This window comes from Acinetobacter sp. NIPH 2699 (assembly GCF_022549355.1).
Lineage (GTDB): Bacteria > Pseudomonadota > Gammaproteobacteria > Pseudomonadales > Moraxellaceae > Acinetobacter.
This window is the reverse complement of sequence record NZ_JAKZGL010000011.1, coordinates 26,894-44,180: the sequence shown is the minus strand read 5'-3', so window position 1 is coordinate 44,180 and position 17,287 is coordinate 26,894. Positions and strand designations below refer to the sequence as shown.

Sequence of the window (17,287 nt, the reverse complement as noted above, 5' to 3'; positions counted from 1 at the left end):
TCGTTAGATTCGATTATGCACGTTCTAAATAATCACCAGTACGGGTGTCTACACGAACGCTTTCTTCTTGCTGTACGAATAACGGAACACGTACCACTGCACCTGTTTCTAATTTAGCAGGTTTACCACCACCGCCAGAAGTATCACCACGTACACCTGGATCAGTTTCAATGATCTTAAGGACTACGAAGTTAGGTGGGTTAACGGTTAAAGGTACGCCATTAAATAACATAATGGTACATTTTTCATTTGAGTCGTCTTTTAACCATTTCGCAGCATCACCCATCGCAGTTTTATCTGCAGCGATTTGCTCGAAAGAGACAGGATCCATGAAATTCCATAGTTCACCATCGTTGTAGAGGTATTCCATTTCAACTTCTACAATATCAGCCGCTTCCAAAGAGTCACCTGACTTAAACGTTTTTTCTAATACTTTACCAGAACGTAAATTACGCAATTTTACGCGGTTAAATGCTTGACCTTTACCTGGTTTCACATATTCATTTTCCATGATTGAACATGGGTTGCCATCAAGCATAACCTTAAGGCCTGCTTTAAAATCATTTGTAGAATAATAGGCCATGAAAGGCGCACTCCAAACTTAAAACTCAAATCTATTAATGCTAGACTAGGCACACAGCTGCGGCTAACACTATTTTTACGTATGGCATGATAAACTATTTACATCAAGAGAAAAACTGGCAATCACAACTCAGTGATCTAATTACCGATCCTTTAGAGCTGTTAAATCTGCTTGAGCTATCTACCGAACAGTTATTATCTGGGGCTATCCTCGCCTCTGAGCAGTTCAAATTACGTGTTCCTCGTGCATTCGTCGGGAAAATGAACATTGGCGATCCTTTAGACCCGTTATTACTGCAAGTTTTACCACACCATTTAGAACTTGAAGAACATCCAGCCTTCGTTACCGACCCATTAGGTGAAGAAGCCGCCAACCAAATGGCAGGCGTTTTACACAAATACCAATCACGTTTTTTACTTACCCTCACTGGGGCATGTGCGATTCACTGTCGCTATTGTTTTCGCCGTCATTTTCCATATCAAGAAAATCTGCCTAAAAATGATGATTGGATAAATATTAAGCAGTACATTGAGCAAAATCCGAAGATCAATGAAGTCATTTTAAGTGGCGGTGATCCACTCACCCTCAGCAACCGAAAACTCGCTTTATGGCTAGAACGTCTAGCATCTCTCCCTCAAATTAAAATACTGAGAATTCATTCACGTGTTCCGATTGTTATCCCCAACCGTGTCGATAAAGAGCTGATTTCTATTTTAAAAAACAGTAGGCTACGCATAATAGTAGTGGTACACTCAAATCACGCAGCTGAGCTTGATGATTACACTTGCTCAAAGTTATTACAGTTATCATTGCATCATATCACCGTGTTAAATCAGGCGGTTTTACTCAAAGGTGTGAATGATTCTGCAAAAACGTTGACTGAGTTGAGTAGCCGTTTATTTGAAGCAAGAGTAATGCCGTATTACCTGCATGTTTTAGATAAAGTTAAAGGTGCTCAACATTTTGATTTAAGGTCTTCAGAGATAGACCATATATACAGTGATGTATTAGCAAGTTTACCGGGATATTTAGTTCCAAAACTTGTGAGGGAAATTGCGGGCGAAAAAAATAAAACACCGCTTTTTGGGGCTCAAACATTCTGAGATTGATAACACAATGATGAACACAGCTTTTTCGGATATTTTTCAAATTCCAACTGTACTAAGACGGGACAAACTGAGTTTTTGTGACACAAACACCAAAAGTTTGAATGAATGGATTTCCAATTTATCCATCATGCAATTGGGCGATACATCCAAAGCACTCTTTGCCGCTTTATTAGAACTCAGCGAGTTAGAATGTTCGGAAACCTTGCGTTTTGACTTAGTCCAAGTCTTACACCCGACCATCGAAAATGTTTTAGGCAGTTTAGAAAAGAATTTTTTCAATCAAGGTGTGATTAGCTCTGATCGCAATGAGCATATCATTGAACTCGCGATGCTATTACGCTGCTACTTTGCAGCGGTTTATATCAATATTGTTCGTCGTAGCAATGAACAGCTAGACCAGCAGAAGTTCTCGATATTTGCACTCAATCAAAAGAAGAATTTGCAGACAGCAAGAACACTGGCAACCTTCCAATCTTTACAACAACTGACCCAACTCTTATACCAACAACATATGTTGTATAGTGAACCCGTTGCAGGACAATGGCTCATCGCACATCAACTCTATGATGCCGCTGTTACACATAGATATCACCATACCAACTTAGATCAAGTTCACGGCACATCGAGTTCATTGGGCAATATTTCTCAAGCTTACGCCCAACTCATTTTGATGGATATTTTTAATACCAATCAAATACGCCAATCTGAAATACAAGCACTGTTCCAGTGTAGTTTTGATTGGGCGAAGATGGTTCAAATTCTACCCAAAGAAACAGACTTAACCAAATATGTGGTCGACACAAGTAAAGATCACCCACCGATTTATAATAAAAAGCAAAGTTCAGGTTTTCTACCGAACATTTTTATTAGTACGCATAGCCTATTGGATCATGTCACTGCAACCCTACATAAAAATGCGGAATATGTGTCCAAAAACGAAAAAGTCTATCTCACCCCTGCTTTAAAATTTCATGTGCAGACAATTCTAGGAACGATCGCGGAGCGTCGCCATGAGCGTTATGAATATAATGCTCAGCTACATATTTGTTTTGGTCTTTTGACCGCACATTTTTACCTGTCCAAAGCGAAGAACTTTTCAGAAACATTATTTCTAGATCATAGTTATGGGCTACAGAATGAATCAAGGTTCATGTCAGCTTGGGATAAAAAGAACACAACAGATAACCAAGAGTCTGCGATTCAGCGTTTAAACCGTGAAAGTAAAACGGTATATCAAGCAGATATACTGGATATTAGCGTTAATGGTTATCGTATTAAATGGTCTGGGGATGCACCCAGGAACTTAAGAACAGGTGAATATATACTCGTTAAAGAAACCTCGCATGGACATTGGCGTGGTGGCGTGATTCGCTGGATTAAACAATCCACTGAGAAAAGTTTAGAATTGGGTTTAGAAGTGCTTGCACAAGAAATTTTCCCGTGTGCGGCACGTATTCAAGCGGATCGACATATCAGTAATTATCATCCAGCGCTTTTATTAAAAAATCAAAATTTGGATGAAACCAAAACAACTTTGATATTACCAGGTTCACAAATTTTTCGGGAACACCAAGCTGTTCATTTAAGATTGGGGAAAGAGGAAGTAAAAGTGTATTTATTAAACGCACAACTAATTACCCAAAGTTTTGTTCAATTTGAATTTGAACTACTGAATGAGGAAGAACAGCCTGTTCTCCGTAAGTTTATGGCACAAAAAAATCTAGATAAAATTGATCAAGACTTATGGGAAGCATTGAAGTGAGAAATTCTTTACTCTCTAAAAAACTAAAACGGACTGAAACTCGTTTACTCATCATTGATGATAACCAATTACGGTATAATCAAATTTCGGCATTATTTGCGGCTCAAGACCATCAAATTCAAGCAACCTTACTTGATGATCTTAAAGCATTTGAAAAACAACTGAATTTGGCTTGGGATATTGTGATTTTTGGGCGTGCATACGATCTGAAAATTGAACAAACGCTATCTCTTATTCAAGCATCAGCACAGCCAAGCTTACCTGTTTTATTACTTGAGCCAGATGATTATAAAGCTGAGCAATATCAGACTTATATTCATAAAGGCATTTATGACGTTTTAGACCTTGCCTCACCAGAAAAGTTCTACATCGACATCGTTCGCACCCTTTCCTACAGCCGTTTGGTTCAAGCGGAACATCGTTTACTCAGTGAATTAGAAGCAGCTCAAACCCAAGCTCAATCTCTCGTTGCCGAAAGCCACAAAGCCGTTGCAATTTTACAAGAAGGCATTCATATCGAAGTAAATGCCGAATATGCAACGCTATTTGGTTTTGACAGTGCAGACGATCTTATTGGTTTACCTATTCTTGATGTGTTACAACCTGAAGATTTAAGTCAGTTTAAGTTACGTTTCAAGAAAATTTCACAGGGACAATTTGAACAAGCACGTTTTGAGCTGCGCACTCAGAATCCAATCATACAAAATAATCCGCTACAAGTTGAATTCCTCCCTTCTGGCAATGAAGATGAAATCCAACTCAATATTGAGTGTGAAGCAACACATCAATCCGTAGCCGTAGCTCCAACGACAACACCAACCGAAAAAGGTTCGAGCTTATTTACTGCGTTGCAGCAAATTAATCGACAACTCGCAAATCAGCCAGCCAATGCCAATGCACTGGTGTTGTTTAGTCTAAATAACTGTCCAAATGAAGTTTTCCAAAAGGATTGGCACGCAACAAAAGCTTATTTCTCTAATATTCCAAATTTTATTAAAGAACAAGTTAGTGTTCCTGTATATCAAGTTGATACTGCACTTTATGTGGCTTTATTCCAAGCAGAATCTAAAGTGGTATTGAACTCGTTATTGATTAGTCTAAATGGTTTGCAAAAGCCACAATTGCTGGTCACGGAACAATATAACTTTCCTTTACATTTAAAATTAGGTTATTGCGAACTGACCAAACAGATTCCAGATGAAGCCCATTTTGAACGTATACTTTCTAAAGCATTCTTACTGGCACTACCTGTATTCAACACCCCGAAGATTGATACCAATATTGGTTTAACCACTGAACATATTCCAAAAACGGTTCAAATCAGCCTATTACAAGAGCTGAAACAGAAGCTGGATACAGGTGATATTCATCTTAAATATCAACAAACCTATGATAAACAAGATCAATATACCCACACCTATGAGGTTTCCAGTGGCTTTATACACAATAATCAATGGCAGGATTTAAGTGACCTTGCGGACTTAAAAAATGATCCTGAACTATCCGTTCAATTAGACCGCTGGATATTAGTAGAAGCATGTAAACAATTACATAATTTCATTACCCAATATCCAAAAGCAAAACTGATTATCAATCTTAATCATCACATTCTATTAAGTGATAAAAAACTTCCTGAATTGGTTGCAAAATTATTAACTATCATTGGAAGTAAACAAGCTCATCCAATCATTTTACAGTTCTCCGAGCAAGCACTCCAACAGAACCTATCACAGGCGCAGCCGCAAATTGCTTTACTCCGCCAGTATGGAGCTGAAGTGGCCATTCGTGGTTTTGGTGATTCTCTTTATAGCGATACGATTCTTCAGCAAATTGACACTCAATATGTCAGTTTCCACCCAACATTATCGAAAATGCTCGCATCAGACAAAGACATGACCGCCTTACAAGAAAAAGTGTTGCACTTTATTGCCCAAAAACCTGTTGAAATATTCTTAACCGAATTAAATGATATGAACTTATTTGCAAATGCGTGGAATGTAGAGAGTCGTTTCTTACAAGGTAATTATTTTCAAAAGAAACTTGATCGCTTAACCGATGTACAAGATCAATAAACACAATATGTAAGAAAATGGTCATTGGGCGTATGCAATACGCCCTTTCATCTAATTTATAAGCATAAAAAAACGGGCATATTGCCCGTTTTTTGCATTTTCGATATTAACGTTTGATAGAACGTGACATACCAGAAAAACGTTGTTTGAATTTGTCGATACGACCGCCTGTATCCACATTCTTTTGTTTACCAGTATAGAATGGGTGGCAAGCTGAACATACGTCTAGATAAAGTGTTTCTTTACCTAAAGCAGATTTAGTTTCGATAACGTTACCACATGAACAAGTAGCAACTAAAGTTTGGTATTTTGGATGAATATCGGCGCGCATGCTCGATGCTCCTAATTAGTAAGAAAGGCTTAAGCTGTTATCGCAATTGATCACTCTCAATATGAGGAAAGCAAAGTGTTTTACACTTGCAGATCAACACCACAACAGACCATTTCTTTTGACTCACCGAGACTCTAAAGGTCAGAGCAAAGCCAACAAGTGCCGAGCATTATACGCCAACAAATTAGATTTAGCGAATTATTCTTGTCTTGTTTTTGACCAATGATTAGCAATTATCCCACAAACCATTAGCTGGATTTGATGAAAAATCATAATTGGCAAAACAATCATCCCTAAAGGTTGTCCAATAAATAGAATTTGCGCCATAGGAACCCCACTCGCCAGAGTCTTCTTTGAACTACAAAAGAAAATCGTCACTTGGTCCGCTTGATTGAAACCAAGCCATTTCGGCACATACAAAGCCAATAGCATCACGATGGTGAGCAAGACTGAGCATGCAAGGATTAAATACAATAAGGTTAAACCACTGACTTGCTGCCATAGTCCAGCGACCACAGCGCTACTGAACGCACCATAAACCACCATTAAAATAGAGCCTTGATCAAATACCTTGACCAAACTTGGTCGTTTGAGCATTGCAGGGAAAATATAAGGACGTAATAATTGACCTAATATAAACGGAACTAATAATAACAGTGTGATTTGAATAATCGACTGAGTTGGATCAAAACCATGTTGGCTTTGCCCTAGAATAAAATAGCTGACCAGAATAGGTGTAATGATCATACCAATGATATTGGAGAATGAAGCACTACACACAGCACCTGCGACATTGCCCTTTGCCATCGAAGTAAAAGCAATCGAAGATTGTACTGTTGAAGGCAGAAAGCACATAAACAGAAAGCCCCAATACAACTGCTGTCCTAAAAGAGGTTCTAAGATCGGTCGAGCCATGAGACCGATGGCAGGAAAAAGTAGAAAGGTAAATGCAAAGACCAGAGCATGCATTTTCCAATGCAGCATGCCTTCAACCACAGCCTCACGTGACAGCTTTGCACCGTGTAAAAAGAAGAGTATGGCAATTGCGACTGTTGTAAGAATATTAAAATAAGATGCAATTTGACCTGAAACTGGTAAAAATGTTGCAAGTACAACCATCGCAACCAAGAATAATGTAAAGCGATCCAATGCCAAAATTTTGAACATATCTTATTCCTACTCACCCACTAATTTACGATAAAGCCTAATACGATATTGTTGACCATTTGATCGACACATCATACTGGGCTATATAAATAAAGCTAGAGTTTTAAATAAGAAATCTTCTGATTAAACTCCATTAAGATTAATTGTTACGTGCATTTTGATCCTGTTGAATCAACTCAATCTTATAGCCATCTGGGTCTTCAACAAAAGCGATAACCGTCACGCCACCCTTCATCGGGCCTGCTTCACGTACCACTTTTCCACCACGTGCTTTGATGTCTTCACATGCCTTATAGGCATCTTCTACACCAATCGCGATGTGCCCATAAGCATTACCCAGCTCATAACTTGAAGTATCCCAGTTATGGGTGAGTTCAAGTACTGTGTTGTTTGCTTCATCACCATAGCCGACAAAAGCAAGGGTAAAACGCCCTTCTTCATAGTCGCGTTGGCGTAGCAATTTCATACCAAGTACCTCAGTGTAGAACTTTAAAGATTGTTCTAAATTACCTACACGTAGCATCGTATGTAACATGCGCATCATCGTTTCCTCGAAATAAAGATTCATTCACTAGGGTTCAGGAATGAATTTGTGCAGATCAATATTAGGGATAAATTTATAATGTTTATCGTTCGCAGTCAGTAAAGATTCACCAAAATGTATTGCTGTTGCAGCAATTAAAGCATCAGCCATTTGCATTGAATGGCTTAAGGCATATTCTTGAACATAAAACATTGCACGTGCAGAAATTTCCTGATCAATATGAATAATATGAATATTCCAGTAATGTAAAGCCCTTTGAAAACGTAAACTTTCCTGCTTATTACGCATTCCCTGTAACAACTCCATATAAGTCACAGCAGAAATGGAAAATGGAATATTACTTTCAACCGCTTCTTTAGCAGCCACTTTACCTCGTAAATACCAAATCAGAACATCGGTATCAATAATCAAAACTGTCGACCTTGACGCATTGCGCGTACAGTTTCATCTACAGTTGAAACATGTTCATCCTGTTGCCACATGGCAAAAATATCATCGTCCTGCTTTTGCTGCTGAATCGGTACAATTTTTGCGAGTGCTTTGCCTCGATAAGTCACAGTGACCTCTTGACCATGCTGGACTTGATGAATAATTTTACCTGATTGAATACGTAACTCTTTCGTTGAAACATGCATAACTCATACTCCAAAGTGTCTACTTAGAAGTGTATCCTCTTAATCATAAACATGCAATTTTCTCTCTATTCTAGTTGCATTTGCATAACTTTTTGATAAGTTCCAAAAGTTTTAATCAGAGAGAATGCCTAAATCACTTAGGCATTCTCTTAACTTTACTTGCTTGAGGCTTCATGCTGTTTCAGCAATCTTGCAACCCAAACCACGAGGATTAAGATTGGAACACCAATCAAAGTTGTCATTAAAAAGAAATTCGGGTAGCCCATATTGCTGACCATCGTGCCAGAATAGCCACCCAATAATTTCGGAGTCAATGTCATCAAAGAACTAAAAATAGCATATTGAACGGCGGTAAAAGACACACTGGTTAAACTAGATAAAAAGGCAATAAATGCTGCGCCAGCCAAACCAGCAGCAAGATTATCCACCACAATCGCGAGATATAACCACAATGAACTATACTGTTTGATCACTTTCCCTTTGATCTCGACATCCTGAGTAGACTGAGGATTGATCAATGGTAGAGGCTCAATATTCACATCTAGTTCATTACCTATCGTCAAGTGCGTATTCGATTGATAACGATGCGATATAGATAATATTGATTGATCACCATCTAGCACCGCAACATCAAGTTGCTTAGATGGAGAAGCGAGTAATTGTTTCGCTTCAATCACGCTGCTAAAAACACCATTCCGATCTAGTTTTGCATCAAAATTTTGCCCATCTAAATCAATCACAATTTTTTGTGTCGCAGTTAATGGCTCACCAAAATACTGTCCTCTCACCACGATACTACCCGATTGCTCATGTAGGGTAATTTCATTATTACTAGTGATGGGTAACATCTGAATTTGTGGTTGTTGTGCATCTGCAACCAAATAAGGTTGTGAAATCGAAATAGGCTTTTCATGCTCTTTATTGAGATAAGATGCAGTGACTTCGATATTGTTCGCTTCACCCAAAACTGCTGGTGGCACTTTTAACTTCCAAAAACCCACTTCATCCGTTTGTACCTGATAAGAGTGAGTACCAACTTGTACCTGAACCTGATCCAATGGTTTTCCTGATTTCACCAAGCCAATAAAAATCAAATTGGTTGAACTCGCCAATACGGCACCAATAAACATCAGCTTCATGATATTCATCCGCTGTGCCAGCAAGCCCCCTAAGAAACCACCCACCAAACTAAATAGCACACCATAAACTTTAACAGCTTCGGCAATCTGCTCTTTACTAAAGTTCAGGTCTTGATAGAACACATTGGAAATCACCCCTGCGATAATGTCAGAGATTCGGAAAAAACCGATCAACAATAACAATACCAATGCCAGCTTCACACCATAACGCTTAAAGAAGTCTAGAATCGGAGCGACCCATGTTTCTTTCGCCATCTGTTGGTTTACAACACCTACTTTGACCAGTCCGAAACCGATCAATAAGGCACAGGCTGTGGCTGTTAAAAATCGCAAGGCTTCTAAACCAAACAAAGCAGCGGTATCTTTAATTTCAACAGCCTTGATCATTGCTTGTGTGAGCTGACCTGAATAAATATAAGTCACTACAAAAGTCGTAACCGCGAGAAAAAACACCAAAACTAAACGGTAATAATCCTTAGATTTATAATCCTTATAGACACGATCAACTTTAGGCTCACGAATGATCAGTGTCGTAATGACCCCGACCATCATAACAGCCGCCATGGTTAAATAGGTATATTTCCAAGCTTCGTAGATATAATTGCCTTTGGCTGTACCTAAGTAAGCAGCCAAAAATAAAGCACCTGCACCAGCAACGATCATCCCAATACGATAGCCTGCATTATATGTTGAAGCCAAAACCGTCTGCATTTCGGTTTCAGCCAACTCAATACGATAAGCATCAATCACAATATCTTGAGTCGCCGCAGAGAAACCCAACAATACTGCACCTGCTGCCATTTGGAATAACGCCAAATTTTCAATATAAAAATCGAATAGCTCTATTGGACCTAAATTGAGATATACATGCCAAGGCTGACTTACACTCATAGGATCAGTCATTGCCATAATACAAATAGCAGTAATAATTAAAAACTGTGCAATCAACAACCAAGCGCGACGACGACCTAAGGTTTTAGTCAGAAATGGAACAGGTAATTCATCAATCAACGGTGCCCAAACAAATTTAAATGAGTAGCCCAATGCCGCCCAGCTAAAAAAAGTCACCGCAGTTTTATCAATACCTGCCTCTCCCAGCCATAAAGATAAGCTAGAAAAAATTAATAGAATCGGTATCCCTGCTGAAAAACCAAGAAAAAACATAATCAGCGCACGGCGATCTAAAAATGCTTTAAATGCAGCCGCCCAACCAGAGGCTTGAGTCGTCATTGCTTATTATTTTCCAAAATGTTCAAATGTGCCTATTCAATCGTTTCTTGCGGCTGCTTGCAAGTTGCTTTATGCAATCATTGTTTTGTTTTGTCGATAAAAAACACAAGTTCGCTTGATCTTTAGACCCAAAACTGTATACCTTTAATTACTTAACTTTCGTTTATTTGTTGGATAGCAATAGTGACCCAAAAACTTGACCAAATGACTGCAACAACTTTATCTCTAACACCAACAAACACGATTACAGCGAATACCAATATTTTTCCAAATGCTTTTGAACAAACGGATATACAACCAACACTGCTTAAGACCGCTTTACGCGCAGACCAACTGACTCATATTCCAGACTTAGCCAAAATCCCAAGCTCCACTAAACGTATCAAACCGCTCAATAATTTTTTAGGGCAAGATCGTGCACGTGCATCAGTTGAAGCTGGGATTTCCCTACCTTATTCTGGCTATAACATTTTTGCAGTGGGTACGGCTGGACTGGGTAAGCGTACCATGATTAAACGTTTACTCCAGCAACACGCCAAAACCATGCCAACCCCTGATGATTGGGTCTATGTTAACAACTTCAAAAATCCAAGACAGCCACTTGCTTTACGTTTTCCAGCGGGTCAAGGCGCTAAGTTCCAAAATGCACTACAACAAGCATGGCAAATCAGCCTAAAGCAATTAGAACGCCGCTTTAGTGCAGAAAGTTATCACAATCGTATTGAGCGCATCCGCCAAGATACAGGTGAAGTGCAACAGCAAGCATTGGTTGAACTCACCAAAGAAGGTGAGGAACTTGATCTAAAGCTCATTTCTCGTAATGACAAACATGTGTTTATTCCGATGTTACTCAAAGACGATGAGTATCAAGAATTAACTCAAAATGATCTAGATACACTGAGCAGTAAAGAAAAGGCAGACATCAAATCTAATCTTCGCTATATGGAGAAAAAATTAGACCGTTTAGGTCTACACTTAGGCGATTTAGAAGATGATGCACGAGATCAAGTCTCCAGTTTAAACCGCGATATTGCTACCCAGGTGGTGATGCCGCGAATTAACCAAATTCTAAGTCGACATAAAGAAGTCGAAAATTTAGAGCAATATTTAAAACAATATGCTGAGGACGTCATTAATAATGTCGAACTTATTTTAGAACAAGAGGAAGATGATTTTACCCCTGCTTTATTCAATCGTGTGCCTGCACGCTATCAAGCCAATGTAATCACCTCCAATAAACCAAATAGTGGTGCACCTGTTATTTTTGAAGACTTCCCAACCCATTACAATTTATTGGGGCATGTCGAACAACTCACTCATAATGGCACCATTACCACTGATTTCACTTTAATTCGCCCCGGTTCATTGCATCGTGCCAATGGTGGTTTTCTATTGCTCGAAGCCGAACATTTACTTGAACAACCTTATGCATGGCAAGGTTTAAAACGTGCCTTAAAATCAGGAAAACTCAAGCTTTCATCTTTAGAGCACATGCTAACCTTGACTGGTAGCATTTCAATTGAACCAGCAGCAGTTCCTTTAGAGATTAAAGTAGTTCTACTGGCAGAACCTGAGATTTATTACGAAATTTTAGAAATAGAACCCGAACTGGGCAGTGTCTTTAAGATTCGTGCTGACTTTACCGATACATTACAACGTAATGACAGTAATGAACAAGCCTACATGCAATTGATCGCTGATTATGTTCAAGCAGATAAGTTGTTGCCTTTTGATCGTTCTGCACTCGCTGCTTTGCTGACTGACTCTAGTCGTCAAGCGGAAGATCAAAGCTCATTGTCATTACACGCTTCCACACTGGGTGATCTCATTCGTGAAGCCCATCATCATGCATTTAAAGCGGATGACAAGCTGGTCACCAATCATCACGTCAACCAAGCCTTGCATCATCGCCAATATCGCTTAGGCTATCTACGTGAGTTGTACTGGCAAGATCTATCTCGTGGCACGCAATTGATCGAAACCTCAGGACATCGCTTAGGTCAAATCAATGCCCTCTCGGTGATCCATTACGCTGATGTTGAGTTTGGCTTACCTTCTCGTCTCACCGCTTCAGTTTATCAAGGTGGTGGCGATATTCTTGACATTGAGCGCAGTGTTGAATTAGGTGGCTCACTTCATGCCAAAGGTGTGTTGCTGATGTCTAGCTTCCTCAAAGCCCACTTTGGTCGTGAGCAAATTCTGCATTTCTCTGCTGCGCTTGCTTTTGAACAAAGCTATGGACAAGTGGATGGTGACAGTGCCACCGTTGCAGAATTGTCGGCTTTAATCTCGGCAATCTGCCAAATCCCGATTGATCAATCTTGGGCAATCACAGGATCAATGAATCAACTGGGTCAAGTGCAGCCTATTGGTGGCGTCAATGCCAAAATTGAAGGTTTCTATGATGCATGTAAATTGCAAGGTCTAACTGGCAAACAAGGGGTGATTATTCCACGCCAAAACATGCAACATCTAATGCTACGTCAAGATGTAAGTGAGGCTGTGCAAGCGGGGCAATTTCATGTACATGCGATTGACACCATTGATCAAGCCTTAGAAATCCTAATGGCACGCCCAGTGGGCACATTAGATAAGAAAGGACGATATAGTAAAAACTCAATCTATGCTGCCGTAATGGAACAGCTAGAGTATTGGCAAGCAATCGAAGATGGTGATGCGGTTGAGGATGAAGAGCCAAAGAAAAAGAAAAAGCGAAAAAAAGGCAAGAAAGAAACGGCTACAACTAAAGCGTCTGAAGACAGTTTAGTCGAAACTAAAGCACTAAAAGCCTTAGTGAAAAAGCAACGTAAGTAAAGAAAAAGCCATGTTCCCTTAAGGAGCATGGCTTTTTTATTTTAGGCAACGCCTTGCAGAGAACGGCCACCCGGTAATTGAGCAAAATATTGTTTAAGCGCATCAATACAACGATGTACTTTTACTGGATATTGTTCACGCTTAGAGGTTAATGCTTGTAAGGTATAAACAGGCAGTTGCCAATCTGGCAGCACCTCAACCAAAGAACCATTGATCAGTTCTTTTTGAACATCCATATATAAAATACGCGCGATTCCAAGTCCCTGTTGACACAATGATTTCGCGACAAAAACATTATTTGTTCCCAATCGCGTTTTCATATCAACATTCTCAACGTCACCACTTAGCCCATGACGAAATGCAAAGTGCTGAAAGTTTTGCATTAAGGTGATAGGCAATAATTCATGGTGACATAAATCTTGCGGGTGAGTAATTGACGGTGCTTGGTTCAAATAACTAGGTGACGCAACCAGAACCTGATCTACGCGCGCTAAAGGAACGATCGTCAATTGAGGATCATCCACTTTTAAACTCATACGTATCGCAATATCAATACGCTCTTCGATCAAATCAATATAACGATGGTCTGCTTCAAAATGAACGGCCAAGCCCTTATGAGCAGACATCCAGTGAGAAAGTGCTGGAACCACATGTAATGCACCGAGCTCTGGCGTTGTTGCAATACGCAAATCACCGACCAAATCATCACGTAACTCATTAATTCTAATTTTGCCACGCTCAGCCGCAGCTAACATTTCTTGGCAACTGAAAAAAAATGCTTGCCCTGCCTCTGTGAGACTGAGTTTTCGTGTTGAACGATGAAGTAAAGTGACATCCATTTCTTGTTCTAATGAACGGATTTGTTGACTGACCGCACTTGTTGTTATTCCTAAATCCCGAGCGGCCCCACTAAAAGAGCTTTTTTCTACAACACAAGCAAAAACCCCCATTGCACGCAATTGGTCTAACATAAACTTCCCTCTCAATTTATTAATATGCTTATTGTTCTAATAAAAGCAAACATAATAAGTATACAGAGAAGTCTATTGTTAAACTAGAGATTATTAATAATTTGTTGAGGGTTTGTTTATGTTCTGAAACTAGTTAGGTAATACTGTTGTTGGGTTTACAGGCTTACCATCGAGACGCACTTGGAACTCTAACATGACACGAGATGCTCCTGAAGAACCCATCTCTGCAATTTTTTGTCCAGCAGTGACATTGTCCCCACTCTTGACTAACATTTTGCTGTTGTGAGCATAAGCGGTGATATAGCCATCCACATGTTTAACCAAGACCAAATTACCATATTCTTTTAAGCCATCCGCAGCATAAACCACCTGCCCGTTTGCAGCCGCAAATATTGGATCACCTACATTGCCGCCATAACGTGTTCCTTTCACATTACTTACCAAATTAAAGGTTTCAATAACCGCACCATTTGATGGTTTAACCCAACGTAAGCCTGAGGCTAAAGTGGATGGTGGATTCACAGGCACGACTGGGACAACAGGTCGTTGAGGTGGTGGCGTAATCGTCTGCGTTGGTGGGGTAACTGGTCGTTGTGTTGGTAAATTGATACTTTGACGCTGAATTGGGGCTGTTTGCGCCATTGCTTGCGTTGATGTTGTTCTCTGTGCAGCAGAACCTTTTAAGCGCAGTGATTGATTGACGTAAATTCGGTAGGGTGGCGCAATATCATTGAGTGCTGCGATATCTAAATAGCTCATCCCATAACGATTTGCAATACCACTCAAAGTATCACCAGAACGAACTGTATAATAGTTTGGTGCGTGTGCATAATTTGCACCACCGCTCACCTGTGGTTTAGATGCACAACCTGTTACAACAGCCGCTGTTGCAACCGCCATAGACAATACGATTGTTTTGATCATTTTTTGTGAATGAAAAATCGAGACATGGTTTAAGTGCATCTTCGCCCTCATCGAAAAATCCTTAATCTATTTGCGCCTTAGAGTACCAAAAAAGTGAGAAAAAACGAGCATTCACGCACGATCTTCACAAAGTTATAACATTCAAGTCGTTAACCATTCACATGATTATGCAAATTGTCTAACACTGTATAATTGGTTGCATCCATTTGAATAGGTGTGATACTGACATATCCACTTGAAACAGCAAAGAAGTCTGACTGGATCTGACTCGATGCTTGTTGAGGATCAGTCACCGCCTCACCTGCTAGCCCGATCCAATAAACTTGCCGACCACGTGGATCAACATGGCTACTAATTGGTTTAGACTGCGCTCTGCGTCCCTGATACGTGATTTGAGTCCCTTTGATCTGTTCAACATCAGGAATATTAATATTAAAAATATGACGTGGTGGCAAAATTGGCAAACCTTGCGCAATAAAATCATGCACCCACTGTGCTGCTTGCGCGTATTGTTGAGGGTGATCGTATGAGCGTACATTTGCTCCAGCTAATGATACTGCAATAGCAGGATGCTTCATTAAGCGCCCTTCAAACGCCGCACCCACTGTGCCTGAATATAAAACATCATCACCCAAGTTTGCCCCATTATTGATTCCGCTGACCACAAGATCAAATTCGAAATCAAAAAGACCATTGGTAGATAAATAAACACAATCCGCAGGTGTACCGTTCACAGCCCAAACATCTTTGGAAATCTGAACAGGACGCAAGGGACGATCTAAGGTTAATGCACTCGAATAACCACTCCGCTCACTTTCAGGAGCAACCACCACAACTCGACCCAAAGGTTTTAATGCTAAAGCCAAAGCTTGAAGCCCTGGTGCCAATACACCATCATCATTTGCAATTAAAATATTCACTAAAATCCAGTCTCTTTCATTAGGCTGCTACTTCAACGATGTATTGATAGCATGTCAATAGCCCGTCTACTACACAGTTTTTTCAATTGAATTATTCATTGAATTATATATATTTATCACTTCATAGCATTAGAAATTTATACAATCATGAGACATTTATCTAAATTTATTCGAGTTTTTGGGGTTGGTTTCTCACTTTTAACAGCACAAGCAATTTATGCAAATGAAGCTGTTTCGGTTCAAGAAGCAGATGCATTGATCAAAGATGATATTGCCAATGCACAAGTACTGATCGAAATGTGCCCAAAATTGATCAGTAAAAATGCCGAGTTTGACCAGAATATTAAAAAAATTATAGCGTCTTATTTAAGTGGCTATTCAAACAAATCAGCTTCACTTGAAAGCTTGCAACAAGATGCCGAGTTTAAAACCTTGTTAAAAGATGCACGCGAAGCGGCCAAAGAAGTTGATCAAACTGAACAAAAATCAGTGTGTCAAGATGTCGTAGACTTTGAAGAGTAATTGAAAAAACAGCCTATCTGTGGTTTTAAATTTCATACATTTAAAACCACATTTCCTCCACTTTCCCTACAGCAAATATACAATTTTATTTTTCTTCTATGCTATAAGTTATTCAAATTGTTTAAGTCTTAATTTGAGTTTGGTTTGTTATGAAGAAAAATGTTTTTAAAACACTAGGTTTATCATTGCTTATTGCCTCGAGTGCTTTAACACCAACCGCATATGCAGCAGAGTCAGAAAACATTGAAGTAACGCCGTTGTCGCAAACAACAACGCAAGAAGAGTTAGCTGCAATTTATGTGCTTTCTGAAATTTGCCCAACTTTAATTGACGAAGATAAGAAGTTTACTCAAGGCTACGAACGCTTGGTAAAAGAGCATTTACCTAAAGAATCCAAAGCCGTTGATGTTCTCAATAAACGTGCAAAAGCCAAAGATTTCCAAAAATTCCTCGTCGAAGCTCGCAAAGATGCCAAAGCTGCCGCTGATGAAAAGAATCGTCAAATTTGCGAAGATGTTCGAAATTATTAATTCAAAATAACCACAAGAACGTATCCGATATGTA

Annotated in this window: 16 protein-coding genes; 6 read left to right on the top strand and 10 right to left on the bottom strand. The window is 39.5% G+C overall.

From position 1 onward, the window contains the following. Nucleotides 1-13 precede the first annotated feature (13 nt). Complete coding sequence (gene efp / locus MMP72_RS11320) at nt 14-583, bottom strand: elongation factor P (RefSeq protein ID WP_121928338.1); 570 nt, start codon at nt 581-583, stop codon at nt 14-16. A gap of 86 nt (nt 584-669) precedes the next feature. Here efp and epmB point away from each other — a divergent pair, with 86 nt between their 5' ends. From epmB to MMP72_RS11305, 3 genes are read left to right on the top strand one after another with little or no spacing between them, the layout of a single operon-like run. Next, nucleotides 670-1,686: an EF-P beta-lysylation protein EpmB gene (epmB, locus tag MMP72_RS11315; RefSeq protein WP_121928339.1), complete on the top strand. Its 1,017-nt coding sequence runs from the start codon at nt 670-672 to the stop codon at nt 1,684-1,686. A 13-nt stretch (nt 1,687-1,699) separates the two neighbouring features. After that, nucleotides 1,700-3,454: a GTPase gene (locus MMP72_RS11310; RefSeq protein ID WP_241317339.1), complete on the top strand. Its 1,755-nt coding sequence runs from the start codon at nt 1,700-1,702 to the stop codon at nt 3,452-3,454. After that, nucleotides 3,436-5,526, top strand: coding sequence for an EAL domain-containing protein (locus MMP72_RS11305; protein ID WP_241317337.1), 2,091 nt, complete (start codon nt 3,436-3,438; stop codon nt 5,524-5,526). The genes MMP72_RS11310 and MMP72_RS11305 overlap by 19 nt, the downstream gene beginning before the upstream one ends. Before the next feature lie 106 nt (nt 5,527-5,632). Here the strand turns inward: MMP72_RS11305 and rpmE are convergent, their stop codons facing one another. The 6 genes from rpmE to MMP72_RS11275 form a co-directional block, all read right to left on the bottom strand. Continuing rightward, the gene (rpmE, locus tag MMP72_RS11300; RefSeq protein WP_004671881.1) at nt 5,633-5,857 is read right to left on the bottom strand and encodes a 50S ribosomal protein L31; all 225 of its coding nucleotides are present in this window, start codon (nt 5,855-5,857) and stop codon (nt 5,633-5,635) included. Between the two features lie 198 nt (nt 5,858-6,055). Next, nucleotides 6,056-7,024 carry a bile acid:sodium symporter family protein gene (locus MMP72_RS11295; RefSeq protein WP_241317335.1) on the bottom strand — a complete coding sequence of 323 codons (969 nt, stop codon included), beginning with the start codon at nt 7,022-7,024 and terminating at the stop codon, nt 6,056-6,058. Nucleotides 7,025-7,163: 139 nt separating this feature from the next. After that, nucleotides 7,164-7,565, bottom strand: coding sequence for a lactoylglutathione lyase (gloA, locus tag MMP72_RS11290; RefSeq protein ID WP_241317333.1), 402 nt, complete (start codon nt 7,563-7,565; stop codon nt 7,164-7,166). Between the two features lie 30 nt (nt 7,566-7,595). Continuing rightward, on the bottom strand, nt 7,596-7,979 hold the full coding sequence (locus MMP72_RS11285) for a type II toxin-antitoxin system VapC family toxin (RefSeq protein WP_241317331.1): 384 nt from the start codon (nt 7,977-7,979) through the stop codon (nt 7,596-7,598). Next, nucleotides 7,976-8,203 carry a type II toxin-antitoxin system prevent-host-death family antitoxin gene (locus MMP72_RS11280; RefSeq protein WP_241317329.1) on the bottom strand — a complete coding sequence of 76 codons (228 nt, stop codon included), beginning with the start codon at nt 8,201-8,203 and terminating at the stop codon, nt 7,976-7,978. Before MMP72_RS11280 ends, MMP72_RS11285 begins: the two co-directional genes overlap by 4 nt. Nucleotides 8,204-8,358: 155 nt before the next feature. Further along, a complete protein-coding gene (locus MMP72_RS11275; protein WP_241317326.1) occupies nt 8,359-10,572 on the bottom strand; it encodes an MFS transporter in 2,214 nt (737 codons plus the stop codon). Nucleotides 10,573-10,755: 183 nt separating this feature from the next. On the opposite strand from MMP72_RS11275, the gene MMP72_RS11270 reads away from it, so the two are divergent. Continuing rightward, nucleotides 10,756-13,386: an AAA family ATPase gene (locus tag MMP72_RS11270; RefSeq protein WP_241317324.1), complete on the top strand. Its 2,631-nt coding sequence runs from the start codon at nt 10,756-10,758 to the stop codon at nt 13,384-13,386. Between the two features lie 41 nt (nt 13,387-13,427). Here MMP72_RS11270 and MMP72_RS11265 read toward each other — a convergent pair whose 3' ends face one another. The 3 genes from MMP72_RS11265 to surE all read right to left on the bottom strand — a co-directional run bounded on the left by MMP72_RS11265 (nt 13,428) and on the right by surE (nt 16,201). Continuing rightward, nucleotides 13,428-14,357: a LysR family transcriptional regulator gene (locus MMP72_RS11265; protein WP_241317322.1), complete on the bottom strand. Its 930-nt coding sequence runs from the start codon at nt 14,355-14,357 to the stop codon at nt 13,428-13,430. Nucleotides 14,358-14,486: 129 nt separating this feature from the next. Then, nucleotides 14,487-15,320 (bottom strand): peptidoglycan DD-metalloendopeptidase family protein, encoded by an 834-nt coding sequence (locus MMP72_RS11260; RefSeq protein ID WP_241317320.1) that lies wholly within the window; start codon nt 15,318-15,320, stop codon nt 14,487-14,489. Between the two features lie 110 nt (nt 15,321-15,430). Then, nucleotides 15,431-16,201, bottom strand: a complete 771-nt coding sequence (surE, locus tag MMP72_RS11255; protein WP_241317318.1) for a 5'/3'-nucleotidase SurE — start codon at nt 16,199-16,201, stop codon at nt 15,431-15,433. Between the two features lie 147 nt (nt 16,202-16,348). Between surE and MMP72_RS11250 the strand changes: the two genes are divergently transcribed. After that, the gene (locus tag MMP72_RS11250) at nt 16,349-16,723 is read left to right on the top strand and encodes a hypothetical protein (RefSeq protein WP_241317316.1); all 375 of its coding nucleotides are present in this window, start codon (nt 16,349-16,351) and stop codon (nt 16,721-16,723) included. Between the two features lie 149 nt (nt 16,724-16,872). Beyond that, nucleotides 16,873-17,253 carry a hypothetical protein gene (locus MMP72_RS11245; RefSeq protein WP_241317314.1) on the top strand — a complete coding sequence of 127 codons (381 nt, stop codon included), beginning with the start codon at nt 16,873-16,875 and terminating at the stop codon, nt 17,251-17,253. The last annotated feature ends 34 nt before the right edge of the window (nt 17,254-17,287 follow it).